The organism is Pedobacter namyangjuensis (genome assembly GCF_003313325.1).
In the GTDB taxonomy this organism is placed as follows: Bacteria; Bacteroidota; Bacteroidia; order Sphingobacteriales; family Sphingobacteriaceae; genus Pedobacter; species Pedobacter namyangjuensis.
The window spans coordinates 156,958-176,031 of sequence record NZ_QMHQ01000004.1; the positions used below are offsets into that span (position 1 = coordinate 156,958).

Sequence of the window (19,074 nt, forward strand, 5' to 3'; positions counted from 1 at the left end):
TCTTTTTTTTGAAAAACAAGTTTCTGTTTCAATCGGTTCCGAAAGTCCCGCCATTCGCTTTACTTCTCCCGATGAAAAATCGGGATACGTGTTCGCTTCTGTCGGGTTTAAATTTGTAAAGGTAGTACACCTATGTTCGTACTACTTTGCCACTATTAATAGCAGTAAGCCTTATTGCCATAAACGGGATTGCAACGGAAATCCTTTTTGTGCACCACTGAACAATCGGGTTTGCTCAGTTTTATGGTACAAAAAGATTGCAGTGCAAAGCCCGACTACCGTTGAATAGCGCTTCGGAAATTGCTTTTCTAATAAATAATAGCTAACCATAAATTAGGGTTTAACTTTTTAAAGACTTGTTCATCACTTCGTTTTCTTTTGGTAATATTCGAACTTCGCTTAAATCCTTTTCATATTCATCAGGATTTGCAATTGCGGGGTAATCTTCAACTCCTCTCGAAAATTCTCTCGTTACTTTTCCTTGCTCATCATATTCGGTAACTAAATATTGTTGTTTACCTTTTACGCCGATTTCTTTTTTTGTCAATTTTCCATTTGTATAAATAAAATGATCGTCATTAATCCATTCATCTTTATAGTTTACTTTGCCGTCAGTCGCATAGCGTTCAATTAAGCCAGGTTTTTCAAATTCGGTGAGTTGGCCTTTGCTGTTATAATGTTCCAGCACCTTTTTTTCGAAGTCTTTTTTAATTACCGAAATACGAAATCTGGTAGTGGTTTTGGAAACAGGTTTACGATTACGGAAGACTGTAACCACTTCTTTATCGCCATTACTTGGGCTTTTAGTAGTTGTTTTAATGGTAATCAGATAATCATTTCCTTCTTTAACCACAGAGGGCGTAAAGCTTGTTGAGCCCAAAAGTTTACCATCTTTGTAAACAATCTCCGAAGTTAAAACGCCATGGTCGTAAGTTAATTTACTTTCTTTTGAGGGCGATTGGCTGTAATCTTCGGCATAATGATATTCGTAATCTCCGTGGAGCAAACTATCTTGGTCAAGCGTAAAAACTAAACTTTCAACAGCTGGAGCCATACTAGTTGCCCGATATTTTCCGGGCGCCAATTTTTCGTGATTTTTGGTGCGCATGTAGGCTAATCCATCTTTATTGGCAATGCAACTATCCAAATCTCCAATGGCCAAGCTGGTGTAATTCCCTTTTGGTTCTGGTGGTAGCGGTGGAGGTAAATTTGAAACATAGTTTTCGGTAACTGGAACCTGTACTTCAACCTCTTTTTTTCTATCGAGAAAAAGCTTTGCTCCTAATCTTTTCTGAAAATAGGCTACCATCTTATCAATGTTTTGTTCTGCATTTTTTGAGGAAACGCATTTCACAACAATTAGATAATTTTGAACTGTTAAAATTGCACCATAGAACCAACTGTTAAATTTTGGCAGTACCTTTTCTAATTCCGAAACCGACGCAAACTGCGCCACTTCGTACCCACAATCACTATTTTTTATTGTAGGGTCTTTCCAAACTTCTAAGTAAATGGCTTGTACGCCAGGCGTTTTGGCGGTAAAAAGTGCGCCCTTGGCTTTTGCAATATTGGTAACTAAACCTGGGTTTTTGTTAATACCATATTTGGTTTGAATGTCTTTGGGAATTTCGGAAATTGCCATTCCCTTAAAAAGCGAAGAGTTTGAGCGGAAACTTTCCGGAAATTTAAGTTCTTGCGCCTGCACTCTTATCGCCATGATGGCAATAAATAAAAAAGTAAATATCTTGAATAATCGTTTTTTCATGAGGTTTTATGTTAACTCTTCCTTACTGAAATAGCCATCCAGTTTTCGGTGGTTCATTAAAAAAGCAATGGTGGTGCATATAAAAATCGTTACCCAAATGCAAAAAATTCGAGTAAATTCCAGTTTAGTCAAATAAAATAAACAAATTAAAGGAAAGCTTAAGAATAGTACACTGAAACAAATTCCAGCTAAATGGGTGAAGAATAATTTGGCAAAACCATCCATTCGATTACCAATAACACTTAAAATTAAAGCTAAAATTGGCATGCCGAAAATCGCGAAGTAAGGAAAAACCTCACTTTCCACTATGTGGATTTTTATAGGTGCAAATAGAAAATAATTTACGCCAACGTACATTAAAATTAAATAAGGCAGTAGGTCTTTTAAAACTTTAAACGCTTTCCGTGTTTTGTCTTCTACAGCCGGCGTAGCAATTACCTGGGGGTTATCGCCTTGCTCACTTAACTCAAATTCTTGATGAGCATTTTTTATTGCATAACCCAAAACGCTTATCAAATCGCCGTTTTTTAGGGTTCTCTCAGTGTAACGGATATCATCAACTGCGTATTTAACGCTATGTAATGTGTCAGTTTTGGCAGGCAGAAGTGCCAGGTTTAATTTATCAATCATCACCTTTATTCTTCCTGTCGAGTTACTTAAATAAAAATCCTGAAATTCTTCTTTTTCAAGGGTGCTATTTACATGTTCCGAACCCGTATCACTATCGTAGGTAATGTTTCCTTCTTTATAAGTGTAGGCAATACATTGTTGTTTGAAATAGGGCGTTTCAAACGTTTTTGGAGCGCTAATTGTTCCCTCTATTTTAACTACACCTTCCTTTAATTCGTAAATTGCTGTAGCTTTTTTATTAATCAGCGTTCGCTGTGTTTTGGTAACTATAACAACAATAACTGCTAAAATTATAGGCACAGCAGGAACAATAAATCGGCTGGAAAAAACCAATAGTAAAACGGATGACAACGCCAGCATAATTACCCAAATTAATATGTTGGAGAAACAGCTTTTCAATTTATATCGTGTTAGTTAAACAAATCATTTTAAGTATTAGAAAGTGTAATCGTAACCATAGCGCCAAAAAAAACAATAAAGGACAAGATAATGAGGTTTGTTCTTGCCAGCTTATTTTGCTTTACGACAAACAAGCTGATGGCTTCAACGATTAAATATAAAATCCACGTTGCAGAAAAATAGGCGCTGATGTAAAATGAACCTAGCGTACCAGACCTGCCTTCAATGAGGTAAACGATTAAAAATGTAAGCGCAATAAAAGCAATCAACACGCCTAGTCTAATGATGACATGTTTATTGACATCCGCTTTTTGCTTTGCTTTTTTAATTGAATATACCAGCAAAAGGATAAATAAAATGATTGGAATTGGTAGAAGCATATTTTTTTTATTAAACCAATTTATCTATTTACATCTCTATAATACCACCCTGGTAAAATATCGTCTCCGCCTTTGTGATAGATTACCGATTGAAGGTTTTCTGCTGGATATAACCTGTAGAAAGTAGTGGTATAAAAGTGATTTCGGGTTAAATTGCTTACGAGCAAACATGGCTTTTTCACGTCGGTATCGTAAGCGAATTTGTAATTCAGCAACTCATGCATTCTCATCTCTGTTTCATACTCATCTCGCTCTGGCAACAGGTAGGCAATATTAGAATTATATCCATCAGCTATTTCAATTTTTGTGGTGTTAATCTGATAAGCATCTTTAATAACTACATTATAACTGATTTTATATTGTAATAACAGGCTATCGTTAACAAACGATTTTTTCAGTATCAATTGTTTCTGGTCATCATAAACCAAGCTATCGCTAATGATAAATTTTAAATTGTTGATATGTTTATAGCGGATAAACTTAACTTTTTGACCCTTTACATATAATGATTTTTCAAATGGTTCATTTGGTTCGGATGATGAATATCTTAATTGCCAACCATCGAGGTGATTTTTACTAAACGTAGCGGTTTTTTCAATTCGTCCGTGATCATAATCGGTTTCTAAGCCTTCCTGCAAACCATTTTCATACCTACTTCGTCGCCTAATGGAGCCATCTTCATTGTAATAAAGCCATTCGCCTTCACGTAAATTATTTTGGTAAGCACCCTTTTCTGCCAGTTTTTTGTTTCTAAAAACCTTGAATTCGCCGTTTTTTAAACCGTTTAAAAAAGTTTCGTAATTGGTTTGGTAACGATTAAATCTGATGGCATACTTACCATTTAAAGGCTGACCAGTTTTCTTTAAACAGGTTTTGTTGGTTGCATACACGTATGCGGTTTCCTCAAGATCAATATTAATCCAACCTTGTTGCGCAACGCAAAAGTTCGAAACAAAAAATAAAAGAAACGCAGTTAGTGTTTTCATCTGGTTTAGTTTTTCGCTCGCCTGTTCTTTTCTGCAGTTTTATGCTTTTCAACAATATCCTCTAATTGGGTTTGATAAGAAAAATAGCTTTCTTCACTAAATTGTTCCAGATAAATTTTGCTGAATTTCATCTTGGTTTTAATGGTGGGGATTTTAACCAATTCGCCTTTTTCGTTATTTGCCAAATGGTCGAAATAATTCCAATTGCCAATGTAATCGCCGATGAGTAAGTTTGCGCTCGCCTCGCCACTGCCATCGTTAGCGGCGTTGCCAAAAGCGTACTCGGTAATCCCAATCAAGCGGATGCGTTTCTCGCCTTTCTCGTACCTGAACTGGCAGGCATAACCTGCTCGCATCCAATTGTTTCTTAGTTCAAATCCGTTTCTGGTGGATTTGATGTATGTATTGTCGCTTGACATTTCGATTGTCTTGCTTCTTAGTTTTTTGAAGTTCTGGGTCGATAGCCTGCAAACAATTTGTAATGCCTTTTGGTCGATGTATATCGTATCTTTTTTGCCATCAAAGTCGAGGTCTTTTACGAGTTTTTCTTGTCCAAAAACTGAAATATACGCCCCCAGCATGATCATGAGCATGAGTAGTTTTTTCATCTTTTTTAGTATTTAACTTTTTTCAACAGATTTCCTTTGTCATCATAGTATAGCCACTCATTGATGCACTTTCCATTTTTATATTCGCCAACGGCATTCAACCTGCCATTTTTGTAGTAATATTTCCATTCACCGGTTTCAAAATTTTCCTTGTAGATCCCGAGGCTCATTAGTGTGCCGTCTTCGTAAAATCTTTTCCACTCGCCATCTTGTTGCCCGTTGATGAAAAAGCCAAAGGTTTCCAGCGCACCCTGTTCGTAATATTCAACCCATTTGCCAATTTGTTTTCCATCCTTATATCTACCCGTATTTTGCAGTTTCCCGTTTCTGTGGAAACGTTTCAATTTTCCTTCTCGTTTTCCATTCTTATACCGTACAACATCGGTTAGTAAAGCATTTTTATCTTCATAGTAAAATTTCCATTTACCCTTGGCTTTTCCATCTTTGAATTTTCCAGTTTTCCAGAAATTTCCATTGTTGTAAAAAGCAGTCCACCTTCCGTTTTCCTCGCCATTTAAAACATTTCCGTATTCGTATAGCAATCCATTTTCGTGGTAAACGATTACATCGCCCGATAATGTTCCATTTTCAAAACTTCCAATCCGCCATAGTTTACCGTTTTTATGATAGTATTTCCACTGGCCTGTTTCCTTTCCGTTTGCATTAAGTTGTCCAACTTCTTTTACGATACCGTTATCATAAAATAGTTTATGTTCTTTTTGTGCTTTGGTGAAAACATAAGTAAAAAGCATTGCGATGATTAAAACAACTTTCTTCATAAGTTATCCGTTTAAGCCGTCCTTCCAGCGTTCCCAATTTGTTCTTTCAAATTGCCTTTTAAGGGCAACATTTTTATGCGAACGATTATCATTCTATCACTCCAATCTCATAGTGATTTACTTCACGCTTCCACTTTAACTCACTGCTGTAAGTGATGCAATAAATTTGATCTCCAACTTTTAACAATAGCGGTACTTTTTGTTCATCGAAATTAATTTTCGTTTTACCTACTTTTCCACCTACGTTGAACTCATAATAAATCATCGGAACGGCATCATAAGTGTAGTCAATTCCGTTGTTTAAGCCTCCAGTGAAGTTTCCATCAGAACCAATTGTAATGCGGTCTAATTCTTTTACGAATGTGCTATCAAACGGTTTATAGTCTTCCGAGATTAACTTATTACTAAAATTCCAGGTGTAAGCCATCATGCTATCATTTACCAAATCATCATCGGTTTTATCAACTTTTGTAAAAGCTAATCGTGGTGCTTTCACCTCAAAAACCCGACTACCGACTATCAAAGTCTGGCCATCGTTGAAAATTGGCAAATCTTGATCACAGCTCTCTGTCCAAACTAATTTTTCGATTTTCTTGTTCCTCAACCTGGTTAGTATTATAAAATTTTTTGCCGGGAATTCCATCCCAGGTTTTATCGCTTCGCGATAGCCGGTGATTAGGAACAAAGAACTATCCGCAACTGCGTAAAAGAAATAATCTTTTGTGTGAATTACCAAATCATGCCCGTCTACTTTGGCAGATTTATACGCATTAAATGATACTGTGGCAACATCAAGTTTTTTGTAAAGCAATGCATTTTTTGCAAAGGCAGGAAAAGCTGGAATTTGTGGATATTTATCTTTTTCTCGCTGAATGTGATCTCCGCATGATGAAAACGCCGTTAAAAAAAGCAATCCAAAAACCAGACTAGTTTTGGTATTTCCTTTTAACTTATTTTTTGCCCAAAGGGATAAATAACAAATACCAAGCAACGCGATGAAAACCCAACCAATGAAGGATAAAAATTGGCCTAAATTGCTAAATTCCCAGCGCAACTCTTGCCAGTTTTTAGCCAATCGATTTATAAACATGTCGAAACTATAGGCGCCATTTTGGGCTGTTTTTACATAAAACCTAAAATAATGCGAAATAATATCGATTACAAAAACCTTTACAGTTAGAAACGCAAAAAAAGAAACTGTTGTAATAACTAAAGCATTGCCTTTAATTTTATCAAACATTAGCAACGCCGATACCAAAATATAAACTAATAAAATGCTAAAATCTGCGTAGCCATCATAAACAGTAAAATTTGCCAATCGCGTGTTTAAAATCAATTTGTTTACAATTAAGCTGGAAATTAGTGCCACTAAAACATGTACCGCAAAGCAGATGGCAATTACCATTGTAACTTTGATAAGTTTTGTTTTAGTTGAGTTCTTCATTTTTGCTTAAAAATTTACAGGTATAAATACTATTCCGGCAACATCGTAACCCTGAATTTTAGTTTCCCATTTGGGCATTTTGCTTAATTTCTCGCGTAGCTTATTTAATGTTTCAGAGCTTGCCTGTAGGTTTTTCACCTCGCTTAATGTCGCCGAACCGTCTATCGCAATATCAAGTACCATAACAGCATTGCCCTTTGCATCGCTTTTATGCTTTTGCGCTAAAATGGGGTACACATTACTTTCTACCCATTTATAAAGTGCCATACTTTCGCCTGGATAAATTGGATGAATGGGTTTGTTATTCTTGAATTTTGGCGGAAAATCTTTCGGATACGCGTCGAGGTTTTTGCTTTCTTTAATCAGCACCAATCTGCCTTCTTTATTTGGCGCATAAACTTTATGGTTTATTTTATCGCTTTGTAAGTCGAACTGCAAAAAGTGTATTTCCTGTCCATTTTTCCCGTAGATGCCTCGGTATAATTCCTTGTCAGCCTTTAAGTCTTTTATTAAAGCATCATGAAAAATAGTATCGGTTTGGTTAGGAATAACATAAACGGTTTTATCTTCAACAGCGCTCTTTGTCTGCTTCGTATAGATTTTATAGCCGAAACCTGACAGATTAATTTCTTCTCTCCCTTCGAGGTTTTGCGCATAACCGAAACTGGCGCTTGCGGTTACTAATAAAGTAACGATTAAGTTTTTCATTTGATTAGGTTAAGTCATAAACATACCAGCTTAAACCCACATCAAAATCCAGAATTATTATTCGCCGTTTATTTTTTATTATTCGTTAACAGACTGGCGTTTTTAGCAAAAAAATCAATCCTATTTCACCACACGTAGTTGCGAGGCACGAAGCAATCTTGAAGCAAATAACATGTTCATTTTAACGTTGGCGTGGAGGCCTACATAAGAATACTTCTGCGTTGGCGTCCCCGCCGACGCTTAACTTGGTAAATCGGGCTACAGCTTCCCTAATTGGTATTATTTCTTGTAGGTTTTAATAAACGAAGCAAAATCCATTGCCTGGCTTTTATCTTTTAAGCAGAATTTCAACTTTCCGTTTTTATCAAACTCTTCGCTCATGTGGCAGAAGATAAACGGCGTAACTTCTTTGCCTTTTTCGTCTATAATTCCGTACCAATAATTGCTCCCATCGGCAGTTCTAATTCCTGCCATAAAATAATTGTTGACACCATAGAAGGGATTGATAAATTCGTATTTAAACGGCGTTAACAAGTTGAGGTTTTTGTCAACCAGAGCTTTTTTCTTGTTCACATCTTCTGCCTCAAACAGCGTTGGATATTTAATATCAGAAGCGAAAAACTCATCTACCAGATGAATTTTTCGAATGCCTTTATTCGGAATTTTTTTGAAGTTTAAATCGTACAGTTCATCCAAATTGTGGGTTTTGCTGGCAATGATAAATTGCCCGTGTTTTTCAAAACGGTAATATTCAAATGGCAAAATAGTTTTTTCTCTATTCAGCATTACGCCAGATTTATCTTCGCTACCTACAGTTTTTTCAAAAACATCGTAACCTGGTTTTAAAGTCTGCACATAGCTCACAAATTGCGGTAGCGGAACCATCTTTTTGCCAGCTACATTTAGCCAGTACAATTTTTCATCGCCTACAAAATATTCATTTGCTACCTGTCTCAATTCATCAAATTTAGGCTCAATAATGGTTTCGCCATCCCGGTTTGAGATACCGAATTTTCTACCGTTCTCTTTACTGTAAAAAACGATGTTCGGTTTAGCTTCATCAAAATATTTTGGGTCTAAGTAATGGTTGCCATATTTTACCATCGCTTTATTTTGCAACGAAACAGATTTTGTCGCCACAAAAACATCAATGCTTTCAATATCATCCGGAAATTCTACGATAACAAATTGCGTTTGCACTCCAATTACTTTTTTGCCTGCGTTAGCAATTTCGTTGTACAAACCCACATCACCCAGTTCTTTTATTTTCTCCTTATCCTCAAATAGTTTGTTCAGGTAAGCATCAAATTCGGTCATGTTTTCTTTCGCATCAACCTGGTTCTGGCGGATTTTATCTAATTTTTCTTTTCCGTTTTTCTCCTCGTTTTCTTTCAATACTTCAGTGAAAATATCGAGCAGTTCTTTTAAACTTTCGCTTACCTTTTTATCAATACCTAACATGGGTGTAGCGCTTAATGCACTGCTATTCATCCTTAAATTTTGGTTATTATAAGCCTGATACCCGATAACTTCGGCATACAAATACATCGGAATTTTGAGCTGAGCCATATTTTCTTTTAGGCTTTCAACTTCTATTGTAGCATCTTTATAATCTTCCGTTTTGGCCGATTTATCGATAGAAAAACGCTCAAAATCGGTTGGGAATTTTAAACTGATTTCCGCTTGAATACTATCAATACGTTTTAACCCGATATCAGTTTTAGCTATTTTTTTACCTCTAAAAAAGTAAGCTTTTTCGTTTGTTACCACATTATCTTTAAACGGTTTAAACAAACTGTCCTTTTTCTCCAAGATGTGATTGTCATCCGTTAGGCTAAACCTACTTTCGTATGAAAACATATCCTGCCCGTAAAGACTAAAAGTGCTGTCGGCGTAGCCATCATTAAAGTTTTGTTCAAAGAGCAATTTTTTGCAGTAATCATCAAATAGTGCCTTAATTGTTGCTTCGTCATGGTTAATTCCAAATTCCGGAACCGATTTATCAACCTTAGTTTTCTCGCCCGATGAAAAATGTGAGGTTAACTGCAAGGTGAAAGTTGCCGTTTTGATCAATTTGTTCAGCAACGCAGTATCTTTTCTGAGCTGGTTTTTGAGCTCATCGTATTTCATCGCTTTCAAAGAGGCAATGTACATCTTTGCTTCAGGTGACTGAGAAGTTGGCGTTTGACTACAAGCATATAGAAACGTACTCGTGAGCAATAAAATTAAGATCCGTTTAAGTTTCATGTTTAACTTTAAATATTATTTATTTGAAGCGCAATTGAGGTGCTTTTTTTAACGCTACTCCCGCTTTCCGCTCTCATCGCCGATAAAATTCGGCGGATTTCCGCTACAATCGGGGCTAATTAACTTAAGGCAGATTAAAAGAAATCCTCGTAATAAAAATAATTGCTTTACAGCGCACTAAATGGGCAAATTATTATTTGCTGAGCATTATTTATTATTCGTTGGAAGGTGGGAGATTTTACTTATTCCGTTGTATCTAAAAATTCAGCCGGTGTGTAAGTAACCCTTGCGAAGTTTTTCATGATCAGTTCTGTGGCTACAATTTTACCACCTTCAAATTTTAATATTTTATCTCTCCAGATTTCATTTTTTCGGTAAAACTGATGATCTATTTTTAAAAACTGATGCTCTTTTTCGCTCACATGGTAGGCATAGTTAAGTTCGGTATCGATGCGTAATTCGCCTTCCAAACATTTGTCTGTAAACCAAAGGTTAATTTGAAAAGTATGCTCGGTATTATTGGTAAATTGATAATCGAGGTAATTGTAAAAAACGGTAGCGCCACTACCAAATGGCAAAACCCGTCCGTCATCTGGAAATGGATCAAACGAATGATGATATCGTTCTGTAACCGTTAGCGGACTGTGGATAACCAGCCAATGAATAAGGTTAGAAATTTGGCAAATGCCACCGCCAATACCTGCCTTTGCTTCGCCGAATGAAAGTTCCATTCCTAACAAATAGCCTTTCTTTTTGGTAGGCAAACCCACCAATTTGCAAAACGAAAACGTTTCGCCTGGTTTAATGATAATGCCGTTTATGTTTGCCGAAGCGATTTTGAGATTGGTTACTTTGTTAATTTGCAGTTGCTCATTGTTGTCGCCAAGTTTTTTAAGCAGAACCGATTGATGTTTTTTAATCCGGAAATCGAGTTTGTCATTAGCTTTGGTTATAGCATATTTTTTACCATCGAAAATCCATTCCAATTGTCTTTTCATCCGCCTTGCGTTTACTGCTAAAAAATATAAAAAAGGATGCCTTTGGCTGAGTAACTTTCTCTTTTTCACAGGTTAACTTTTCATTTTAAGATACTCCGAAATTTCAAAAATCCAATCGCCACCTTTGGCAAATAAAAACGACACTACGCCTAAAATGATCAGGTAGGAAACCAATCTTTTAAAGAACAGTTGGTAACGATTTTCATCTTTCAAAAGTCGGGCGTTTACGATTAGAAAAATTAACCCAGCAATTATCCCTGTTACGGTACCCATGTAAAGCTTTGCAAAATTCTCGAAGAAAGAAAAAATTGCGATTGTTAGCTCAAAAGCTTTGGAGTTAGATTTAGATAATCCGCTCTCTGGAAGAACGATGAACCAACAAATAATGCTAAAAATGCAACTGCAGAGAAGAAAAAGTAAACCCTTGTAAGTATTCCTACCCATAAAGGCGTACATTAAGATGAGCATAGCAATGCCCAAAGTAAAATAGGTAAATTTTAAATCGCTTACGAAGCTGGCCTTACTATATTCTATCGGAAAGATGACGCATAAACTGATGATTAAAATTACTGCTCCCGCGATTAATATTGGTTTTTTAGGTTTAATTTCTTGTATCATTTTATTTTGCAATTATTTTTTATCTTTTGTCTTTTTGCCAAAAGAATTTAACTCCGCTTCGTATCTCGCTATAATTAAAATCTCGCTTAATTTTAAAAACGTTGTTTGGGTTAGAGAACAGAAATCCATAAAACGACATCGTTAAAATTGCAATACTGTACAGTCCGAATTTTAAATATTTATGAACTATAATCGGTTTTAAATAGCTATCCACCAACCAAATTACAGTTAATAGAAACGTAAAGTAAACTAGGAAATTAAACACAAGTTCTGAAACAAATATTTGAAATGAAAGCGAGGTATGCCAACCTCTGCACATAAAAGCCAAAGGAAAACCATATAGAAATTCGTTTGTACCATCTTCAACACTAACGTATCGCCAGTGCGTAATCATACCCAAAAAAATAATTGTCAACGGCAATACAATTGACAAAACTAGTGCTATTACTCTTTTCGTTGTTTTTAATTTTGGCATCTATTATTCATTCGTTTCTTGCTTATATTTTTCTGTTAATTCCTTATCTAAAACAAACTTTAATCTCCGCCCTGCGTTCGCAGTGTATCAGCATTAATAAAAAAAGTATATGATGGCGAAGCTCCAGTTCTACCAGGCGTGGCGAAATCGTTCCAAGCTCTTTTAACCCGTGTGCCTTTTACTCTTTTAACCTTCATTTTTGTCGGCGATAAAATCTCAAACCAATCTTTAGGTTCATCTTTAAAAAGGTTCATTAAATCTGGTGCTTTGTCGCCACCTCTAAATGGAAAACCTTTATGCTGAATGGTTTTTTGATCCACATCTACTTTGTAGAAACCCCAGTAAATTTCGCTTTTATATTTCTTGTCCCACAATTCGGTAGTATCTCTAACACTATAGATTTTGAGGTTCTGAGCATGGGAAGTTAGTATGAAGATAAGCAACACAGAAAGCAACGGGATTGTATAAAAAATAATAAACTGGCTGAATTTTATCATGATTTCCTTCTGATGAGATAAAATCCCAGACCAAAAATCGCCAACGCAAAACCACCGATCGCATAGTAATTTAAATCCGAACTAGTCTTTTTTTTTATCGACCCTTTTACATCTTTAATTTTATATAATTCTTGCAAAGCTTCGTAATCATCTGCTTTATACTCTGACGGATCAGCAGTTTGTATAATTTGCAGTTGTTTCGTTTTTTCATTTAAATAATACACTGCATTTTTATCTTCAAAAAAATGATGGTACTTCACCTGAACCGGAGGTGTATTCGGCATATCGCCAGCACAAGAATTGATGACATCTACGAAAGAACCTAAAGCGCTTAAGGTTTCGTAATCTGCAATAATGGGGTAACTTTTTTCGCCATCAAATAAAGCGTTATTGAACAAATAAAACATACCCAGTTGTTTAACAACCTTACTGGTTAATTTCTTTTTGTTATCCATGTGGATGTTGAACCGATCGCCTATAAAATGGATGTAATCATCATCTACCAAAGCTTTCGATAAATAGGCTCTGTAGCTGTAAACACCAGGAAAAAATTTGGCATCAGCAGAAATTTTTGTGCTAATGATTTTATAATCGTCATCGGCTTCGAAATAGTAAAAATCATCGCCCTTAAATAATTTTCCTTCTATCGCTTCGAGTTTCGAAACATCAGTTCTTATATCATATGATTGGCTAAAATCGTCGTCCCAAATGGGATAGATTTTGTTTTGGAAACGAACATAACTGCTATTGCCAAACTTTGGTAGCAGAGGTGTAGACGCATAATAGCTAAAATAGACGTCTATGTCTTCGCCGGTTAAGGGGTCTCTGCCCGATACCGAATGACCCTCGCGTTTTTTGAGTACTTTATCGCTCCACCACATTACAGTAGGGTTATCGACCAGTTTTAGCTGATTGAATTTTCGGTTTACCTTTAATGCCCTAAATTGGGGTGTAATATCTTCAAAACTGCCATCATTTCTGATGGAAAAAATGTGCTGTTCATCCGCAATAAAATCTTCATTTTCTCGGGGATTACAAGCATAATAAACTAATTGCGCTGGGTTTAAGTTTGGGATAGTTTTTACAGTTGCCTTTTGGGTGTAGAAATCGATATAAACTGAAAACACCTGTTTATCGCTTTTTACATATAGGCCAGAACTGAAGCATTTAACATTTGTAATATTTTGGGGTAATTCATTCAGCATTATTTTTTTTGTATCCTTTCCCCATGCAATAATGTAGCTCCACTTTCCATCAATTAAAAACAAACGTCCGTTGATATGTTTTTGGTTTGGATTTGCGCCTAAAATCTTCGAATAAATGGCTGAGTGATCTTCATACTGACGTTCTTTTTCTAACTGATAAAAGCCATTTTTATCACTAAACATAAAAGTGCTTTCATCTTCGCCAATGGCTTTATAAGTTGCAAGGTCTATTCCCTTTATCGGTTTATTAATTTGTCGAACATAGCTAAAACCGTTCGGGTCTTTTTCTGTCAGCTGGTAGAATAAGCCACGCTCATTTTTGATAATGGCATGTTGTGTGGAAGTATGATAGTGATAACATTCGCTGGCATTTAGCGATTGACCAATAATTAAAACCAAAAGAAGAAAGATTAATTTTTTCATTTGATATTAAGATACCGCTTATTTAACAATCAAAATCAGCATTCTGTTATTCGTGTTTATATGGCCCATATTTGCGTAGTTAGACTGATTATTTGATTAATTGACATTGTGTTTGTAAAAAAGTTGTCAAACGACTTACGAACAGCCAGCCGAAAAAATATTTATTCTTCTTTTTTTTACCGCTAAAGTTTTAGTCCAGAATTTCATTTAATAATAAACTATTTTCCGTTTGATGATATAAGTTGGGTCAGGGATGTAATTTTTAATATTTGATGTTTTTGTCTCCGTCTTTTCAATCCAATTGCCATTAAAATCATATTTAATGTCATATTTTGTAATCACAATGGTTCCCTCGCTTTCATATTTATTTTCCGTTACATCGCCCTCTTTATTGTATTGATAAGTTACGGTAGATGGAAAGCGTTTTGATTGCGTATCTTTAATGAGCTTATTTTCAGAGTTATAGGTTAAATCGCTCTGCTCATAAATTTCGCCATGCTTGTCTTCCAGTTTTTCTTGGATCAGATTTTTTTTAGCATCGAAAAATTTATGCTGAACGTAAGCTAAAACGAAAGTTTTTTTCTCTTCGTCATATTCGTAAACTTTGCCTGTTTCTTTGTTAGGCTCGTAAGTATATTCAGAATAAAAACTGCCGTTTTTCTTGAGCACTTCTTTACCGTTTTCTATAGTTTTAACATCTTTTCTAAGCAATTTATTTTGTTGGTATTTGCACAAAATTTCTTCGTAAACCTCGCCAGTTCGGTAACCTATTTTTTCTTTTTTGGTCAGGTTTTTACCCTCATAAAAATAGCGTTCGTGTAAGTTGTAAGTGTTTTTGTTCTTCGCTTGATCGAACTCAATTACATATACTTTTTCTATATTTCCATCGGAGTTGTATTCCACCAATTCGTCCATTCCTGCTCCTTCTCGTCGGGTTCGGGTGCCACCTTCGTCTACTTTGTAAAAGATTACTTCTTCGGATTTTATTTTTGGTTGATTAACCGTTTTTTCTTGTGCGCAAGAAACTAATGTTGAAATTAAAATAAGGAATAAGATGTTAAGTTTTTTCATTTATTTTTATCTTTTTTGAAGCGCAGAACCTGTGCTAATTTTAAAGGTTGTTCCCGCCAATGCTACTTCCGATAAATCGGAATTCGCATATGTCGGGGCTATTTTACTTCTTTTTTATGCTTTTGGGTGGGTTTTACCTGCACAAACTCTGTACATAAACCCGATAGCGCCAAATAGCCCGGAGCGAGGCAAAGCCTCTCCCGATTTCTCGGGAAGCGAGGACTATTGGCAATAGCGGGACTGAAAACCGCCATCAACTCCTGCACTTTCATTTTCAAATTAATGCCCAACTTTTCTAAAGGCCTCAATCATAATCGCCCTCGGATCGGCATCTTTAAAAATTGCTTTTGGTATTTTATACTTTTTGGTGGTGGTTTCGCTAGGCATATCTTCTTTCATGGTATTGATGTCGGTTTGCTCGTAAATGCCTTTTAGCAAATCGAATTTTTGCTCGGTTTGGCCACCGGCGCCCATGTTAAAAGTGGTAATGTGAGTGAGCACCATTTCTTCGTTGATGTATTTGTAAATACCTTCTAAACTACCGTTAGGACCAGTTGCCTGCATAGTTGTTACCAGTTTTCCGCTATCGATGCTTACCTCTTCGAAATCATAATTTTTAAAGCCATCTTCACGATATTTTGGGTCGAAAGCGGTATAAGAAATGGCGATAACGCTATAAACCTCTCCTTTTTTGAGCAATACCAACGTTGGGCGAAGCGCTGTGGTGTCGGTAGTTTTTATTAATACGATTACCTTGTCTGCTACGCCATCATTATTCAAATCTCCATCGGCTTCTAAGTCAATTTCGTAATCGTTTGGGATGAAATTTTCGACTTTATATGCCATATTGGGGAATGCAGGCAATGGCGTTTCCAGTTTATTTGTGTTTAAGGTATCGGGTTGATGCACTATCGTATCAGCTGGTTTTGCCTTTGTTTTTTCTTCGTTTCGGCAGGCAGAAAATGAAACTAAAGCCACGCCTAAAATTACAATAACCTTTATTGGTGCTTTCATAGTTTATTAATAATTAAATGATGTTTTTTCTTTGAAAACGTGTATGGTTTCTACAGTGTCTTTCTCAAAAAAATACTTTATGGTAATGCTGGTATCGGTTTCATTAATCAACCTGACGTTTTTAGCATCTCTAATTTCTAACGTTTTTAGCTCTGGAGCTTTGATGATATTTTTCGGATCATTAACGTCCTTAACTTCGATCCAAGTGGTATCGTTTGTAAAAATCTCATCGCCATCTTCCAGTTTGATCTTATCAAACAGCAAACCATCCTTTACTATCTGCAAACGTGGTCTGCCCATTACACCATAACTAACAGTTTGTACGCGAATGTTATTCCCGAGGTTGAAATGATTTAATCTACCGCTACCAGAACCAGACAACAGAATGCCAAAAAAAGGCAATGCCATCGGTAGAATGGTTAAAATTAATCCGGCAATGAGCAACCAGAAATATATTTTAGTTGCTATCTTTTTCCAGAAAAGAAAAACCACAATTGGTGTTGCCAAAAGCCAAAGCCAAAAGATTACTCTATCGCTCCAATAACCGGTGAAACTCATTCTTGCGAAACTGTAAAGGCAAACGTTCAGGATAATTAAGACCGAAATGAAGAGGTAAAATCTGAGGAGGATTAGTTTATTTGCCATATTTAAACTGTTTAATGGTGCCAGAAATCAAGAAATAAATTGTTCCTAAATATAAAATGCCACAAATACTGGTGGCTAAAAAGTTATTGTCGCTCCAGTGTTTTTGGTTGATGAAATTATCATAAATAGCTTCTTCTACTACTAATTCTGCCGGATAACTTGCAGGCATATCTTGCATGCCTAAAGGCGATTTATAGTAAAACTGAAAACTTGGTCTGTATTTTAGAAAAGTACTGTGTTCGCCAAATTCATCATCGGCATAAATACCCGTTAATAGCCAGGTTGCAACGAGGAAAAGTATGCCGATTTTGAGTTTTTTATTCATTGTTTTAATGTTCGTCAATCTTAATGCGTATAGTTTTAAGATTGCCTTGTGCCTCGCAATGAGGTGTTATTTTTTTCAACCTGTAACCCAACCAAATACCTGTAAGCAAGGTTGGCAAACCACCAAATGCAAGAAAAACAAGTATTATCGAAATAACATCTTGCAGATCCACACGATCCCAGTTAGGAAGTAGTAACGTAGCCATTACGCCTATAACTACGGCAATTATTAGCAACACAAAAATGATTGCCACACCATGCCATATTTTAAAATTAAAGCTCTGCGAAAAGGAATTACCAATTAAAATACCAGCAAAACACATTGCTAAAAAACCAGCTAGAATTGGAAACCATAAAACCTCAAAAAACTCAATCGTTTCTGCAAAAGAAAAAAACAAGGCATAAAAAACCGTAGCTAAAAGGAATGCTCCAATACCAACAATTAAAACTGCTTGTGTAATATTTTTGGCTACGATTTTCAATTTAGTTGAGCTACTTCTTATTCAAATATTTTACCTGAAAATAATCATGGTATTCTTTTTTAAAGGTCTGTTTTAAAAGCATAGCAAACTTTTTGGTTTTAACATCATATTTTACAATCCCTTGTTCTGTAGCGTAAATCAAATCTTCGTTTTTATCAATTTCGATGTTTGAGATTGGCGCAAATTGTTTTTCTGTTTTAATGGTAGAAACAATTTTTCCGTCGGTGTTTAACAAATAGATTAACTCGCCATCAGTCGCCGTAATTTTATCGCCTACCAAGCGCCATTCTTCGATACCTTTTAGTTCGGTTTTCCATTTCAATTTTCCGTTACTTTTATCAATTGCAATAATGGCGGGCTGGGTTTTATCTTTTTGATTTACACAGGCCAGAATATAATTGTCGTAGATGTAGGTGTTGCCGTCTTCCTGTATTGAGCTAATACTTGCATCTTCAAATACCCAGTCGAATAGCTTTGGATTTTTAGCAAATGTATTGTTCGGATCTGTTATATCAGAAACTGGAAGACTATTTTTGCTGTCAAAATGCAAGGCATAAAATTTACCATTTTCATCGCCAACGTATAGCTTTTTTCCATCGCTTTGCATTTGCACGTAAATAGGATTTACAAATTGGCTTTTCTCTGCATTTGGTAATTCGTCTGCACCGTCAAAAACACCATAGCTTGTATTTGTGCCTTCATTTTTACTGTACATATTTAGGTAAACCGCCGAATTAACAAATACAAAATCGTTATGTAAAACAGGTTTAAAAAGATTAAAAACCGTAGGTAAATTTTCTACCCACATCTTTTCGCCAGTTTTTTTGTTGAAGTTATACAAAGCTGGCACATCTGAACTTTGCGGTTGATTGGTAGAGGAAATGTAAACACTGTTACCAGCGATTAAGGGCTGGGTCATAAACAATGGTTTCTTTGAATTGACAAAAGCCGTGTCTAGTTGTCCATCGGCTGTTGCTACGGCATCTTCATTACCACCGCCACCACCTAAAATGTGCTCTTGCCATAAAATTTTGCCGGTATTTAGGTTAAAGGCAATCAACTCACCACTTTCAAAAGGCTGTACCAGTAAACTATCACTTAGCGAAAACAGATTTCTATTTCCCTCTGAATTGTATTTACTCTGAAATTGCCATTGGATTTTATTCTGCTCCAGATTAATATTCATCACTTTTCCGTGGGTAGAAACGATTAAAGTTTCATGGTCGGCAATGGTTTTTTCTTCGGCAGATTGATTGCTACAACTAGAAAATAGTAGAGTGCTTGTAACGCCTGCTAGCATTAATTTTGCAATCGACTTTTTAAGATTGGTTTTTAAAATCATATATATTTTGGGATGAATTATTTAGAATAGATTA

The 19,074-nt window shown here is 35.9% G+C and carries 20 protein-coding genes; all 20 read right to left on the minus strand.

Features of this window, described 5'->3' with window-relative positions; translation table 11 throughout:
* Positions 1-340: 340 nt before the first annotated feature.
* The 20 genes from DUT69_RS16345 to DUT69_RS16445 all read right to left on the minus strand — a co-directional run bounded on the left by DUT69_RS16345 (position 341) and on the right by DUT69_RS16445 (position 19,040).
* The gene (locus tag DUT69_RS16345; RefSeq protein WP_162796337.1) at positions 341-1,765 is read right to left on the minus strand and encodes a hypothetical protein; all 1,425 of its coding nucleotides are present in this window, start codon (positions 1,763-1,765) and stop codon (positions 341-343) included.
* A gap of 6 nt (positions 1,766-1,771) precedes the next feature.
* Positions 1,772-2,695, minus strand: coding sequence for a hypothetical protein (locus tag DUT69_RS16350; RefSeq protein WP_162796338.1), 924 nt, complete (start codon positions 2,693-2,695; stop codon positions 1,772-1,774).
* Positions 2,696-2,823: 128 nt separating this feature from the next.
* On the minus strand, positions 2,824-3,174 hold the full coding sequence (locus DUT69_RS16355; RefSeq protein WP_113654334.1) for a hypothetical protein: 351 nt from the start codon (positions 3,172-3,174) through the stop codon (positions 2,824-2,826).
* Between the two features lie 20 nt (positions 3,175-3,194).
* Entirely contained in the window at positions 3,195-4,160 is a 966-nt protein-coding gene (locus tag DUT69_RS16360; RefSeq protein WP_113654335.1) for a toxin-antitoxin system YwqK family antitoxin, read from the minus strand.
* A 5-nt stretch (positions 4,161-4,165) separates the two neighbouring features.
* Complete coding sequence (locus tag DUT69_RS16365; RefSeq protein WP_162796339.1) at positions 4,166-4,768, minus strand: hypothetical protein; 603 nt, start codon at positions 4,766-4,768, stop codon at positions 4,166-4,168.
* Between the two features lie 5 nt (positions 4,769-4,773).
* Positions 4,774-5,547 (minus strand): toxin-antitoxin system YwqK family antitoxin, encoded by a 774-nt coding sequence (locus tag DUT69_RS16370; protein WP_113654337.1) that lies wholly within the window; start codon positions 5,545-5,547, stop codon positions 4,774-4,776.
* Positions 5,548-5,635: 88 nt separating this feature from the next.
* Positions 5,636-6,991: a hypothetical protein gene (locus DUT69_RS16375; protein ID WP_113654338.1), complete on the minus strand. Its 1,356-nt coding sequence runs from the start codon at positions 6,989-6,991 to the stop codon at positions 5,636-5,638.
* Between the two features lie 6 nt (positions 6,992-6,997).
* Positions 6,998-7,699 carry a hypothetical protein gene (locus DUT69_RS16380; RefSeq protein ID WP_113654339.1) on the minus strand — a complete coding sequence of 234 codons (702 nt, stop codon included), beginning with the start codon at positions 7,697-7,699 and terminating at the stop codon, positions 6,998-7,000.
* Between the two features lie 279 nt (positions 7,700-7,978).
* Positions 7,979-9,946 carry a WG repeat-containing protein gene (locus DUT69_RS16385; protein ID WP_113654340.1) on the minus strand — a complete coding sequence of 656 codons (1,968 nt, stop codon included), beginning with the start codon at positions 9,944-9,946 and terminating at the stop codon, positions 7,979-7,981.
* Positions 9,947-10,188: 242 nt separating this feature from the next.
* Positions 10,189-10,944: a VanW family protein gene (locus tag DUT69_RS16390; RefSeq protein ID WP_240186743.1), complete on the minus strand. Its 756-nt coding sequence runs from the start codon at positions 10,942-10,944 to the stop codon at positions 10,189-10,191.
* A gap of 72 nt (positions 10,945-11,016) precedes the next feature.
* Entirely contained in the window at positions 11,017-11,562 is a 546-nt protein-coding gene (locus DUT69_RS16395) for a hypothetical protein (protein WP_113654341.1), read from the minus strand.
* Positions 11,563-11,581: 19 nt separating this feature from the next.
* Positions 11,582-11,977 (minus strand): hypothetical protein, encoded by a 396-nt coding sequence (locus tag DUT69_RS16400; protein WP_162796340.1) that lies wholly within the window; start codon positions 11,975-11,977, stop codon positions 11,582-11,584.
* A 119-nt stretch (positions 11,978-12,096) separates the two neighbouring features.
* Positions 12,097-12,534: a hypothetical protein gene (locus DUT69_RS16405; protein WP_113654343.1), complete on the minus strand. Its 438-nt coding sequence runs from the start codon at positions 12,532-12,534 to the stop codon at positions 12,097-12,099.
* Positions 12,531-14,162 (minus strand): hypothetical protein, encoded by a 1,632-nt coding sequence (locus tag DUT69_RS16410; protein ID WP_113654344.1) that lies wholly within the window; start codon positions 14,160-14,162, stop codon positions 12,531-12,533. The genes DUT69_RS16405 and DUT69_RS16410 overlap by 4 nt, the downstream gene beginning before the upstream one ends.
* Positions 14,163-14,369: 207 nt before the next feature.
* Positions 14,370-15,233, minus strand: coding sequence for a hypothetical protein (locus tag DUT69_RS16415; RefSeq protein ID WP_113654345.1), 864 nt, complete (start codon positions 15,231-15,233; stop codon positions 14,370-14,372).
* A 279-nt stretch (positions 15,234-15,512) separates the two neighbouring features.
* Entirely contained in the window at positions 15,513-16,247 is a 735-nt protein-coding gene (locus DUT69_RS16425; protein ID WP_113654347.1) for a hypothetical protein, read from the minus strand.
* A 6-nt stretch (positions 16,248-16,253) separates the two neighbouring features.
* Positions 16,254-16,892 carry a hypothetical protein gene (locus tag DUT69_RS16430; protein ID WP_162796341.1) on the minus strand — a complete coding sequence of 213 codons (639 nt, stop codon included), beginning with the start codon at positions 16,890-16,892 and terminating at the stop codon, positions 16,254-16,256.
* On the minus strand, positions 16,882-17,217 hold the full coding sequence (locus DUT69_RS16435; RefSeq protein WP_113654349.1) for a hypothetical protein: 336 nt from the start codon (positions 17,215-17,217) through the stop codon (positions 16,882-16,884). Before DUT69_RS16435 ends, DUT69_RS16430 begins: the two co-directional genes overlap by 11 nt.
* A 4-nt stretch (positions 17,218-17,221) precedes the next feature.
* A complete protein-coding gene (locus tag DUT69_RS16440; protein WP_113654350.1) occupies positions 17,222-17,698 on the minus strand; it encodes a hypothetical protein in 477 nt (158 codons plus the stop codon).
* 10 nt (positions 17,699-17,708) lie between these two features.
* Complete coding sequence (locus tag DUT69_RS16445; protein ID WP_113654351.1) at positions 17,709-19,040, minus strand: outer membrane protein assembly factor BamB family protein; 1,332 nt, start codon at positions 19,038-19,040, stop codon at positions 17,709-17,711.
* Between the last annotated feature and the right edge of the window lie 34 nt (positions 19,041-19,074).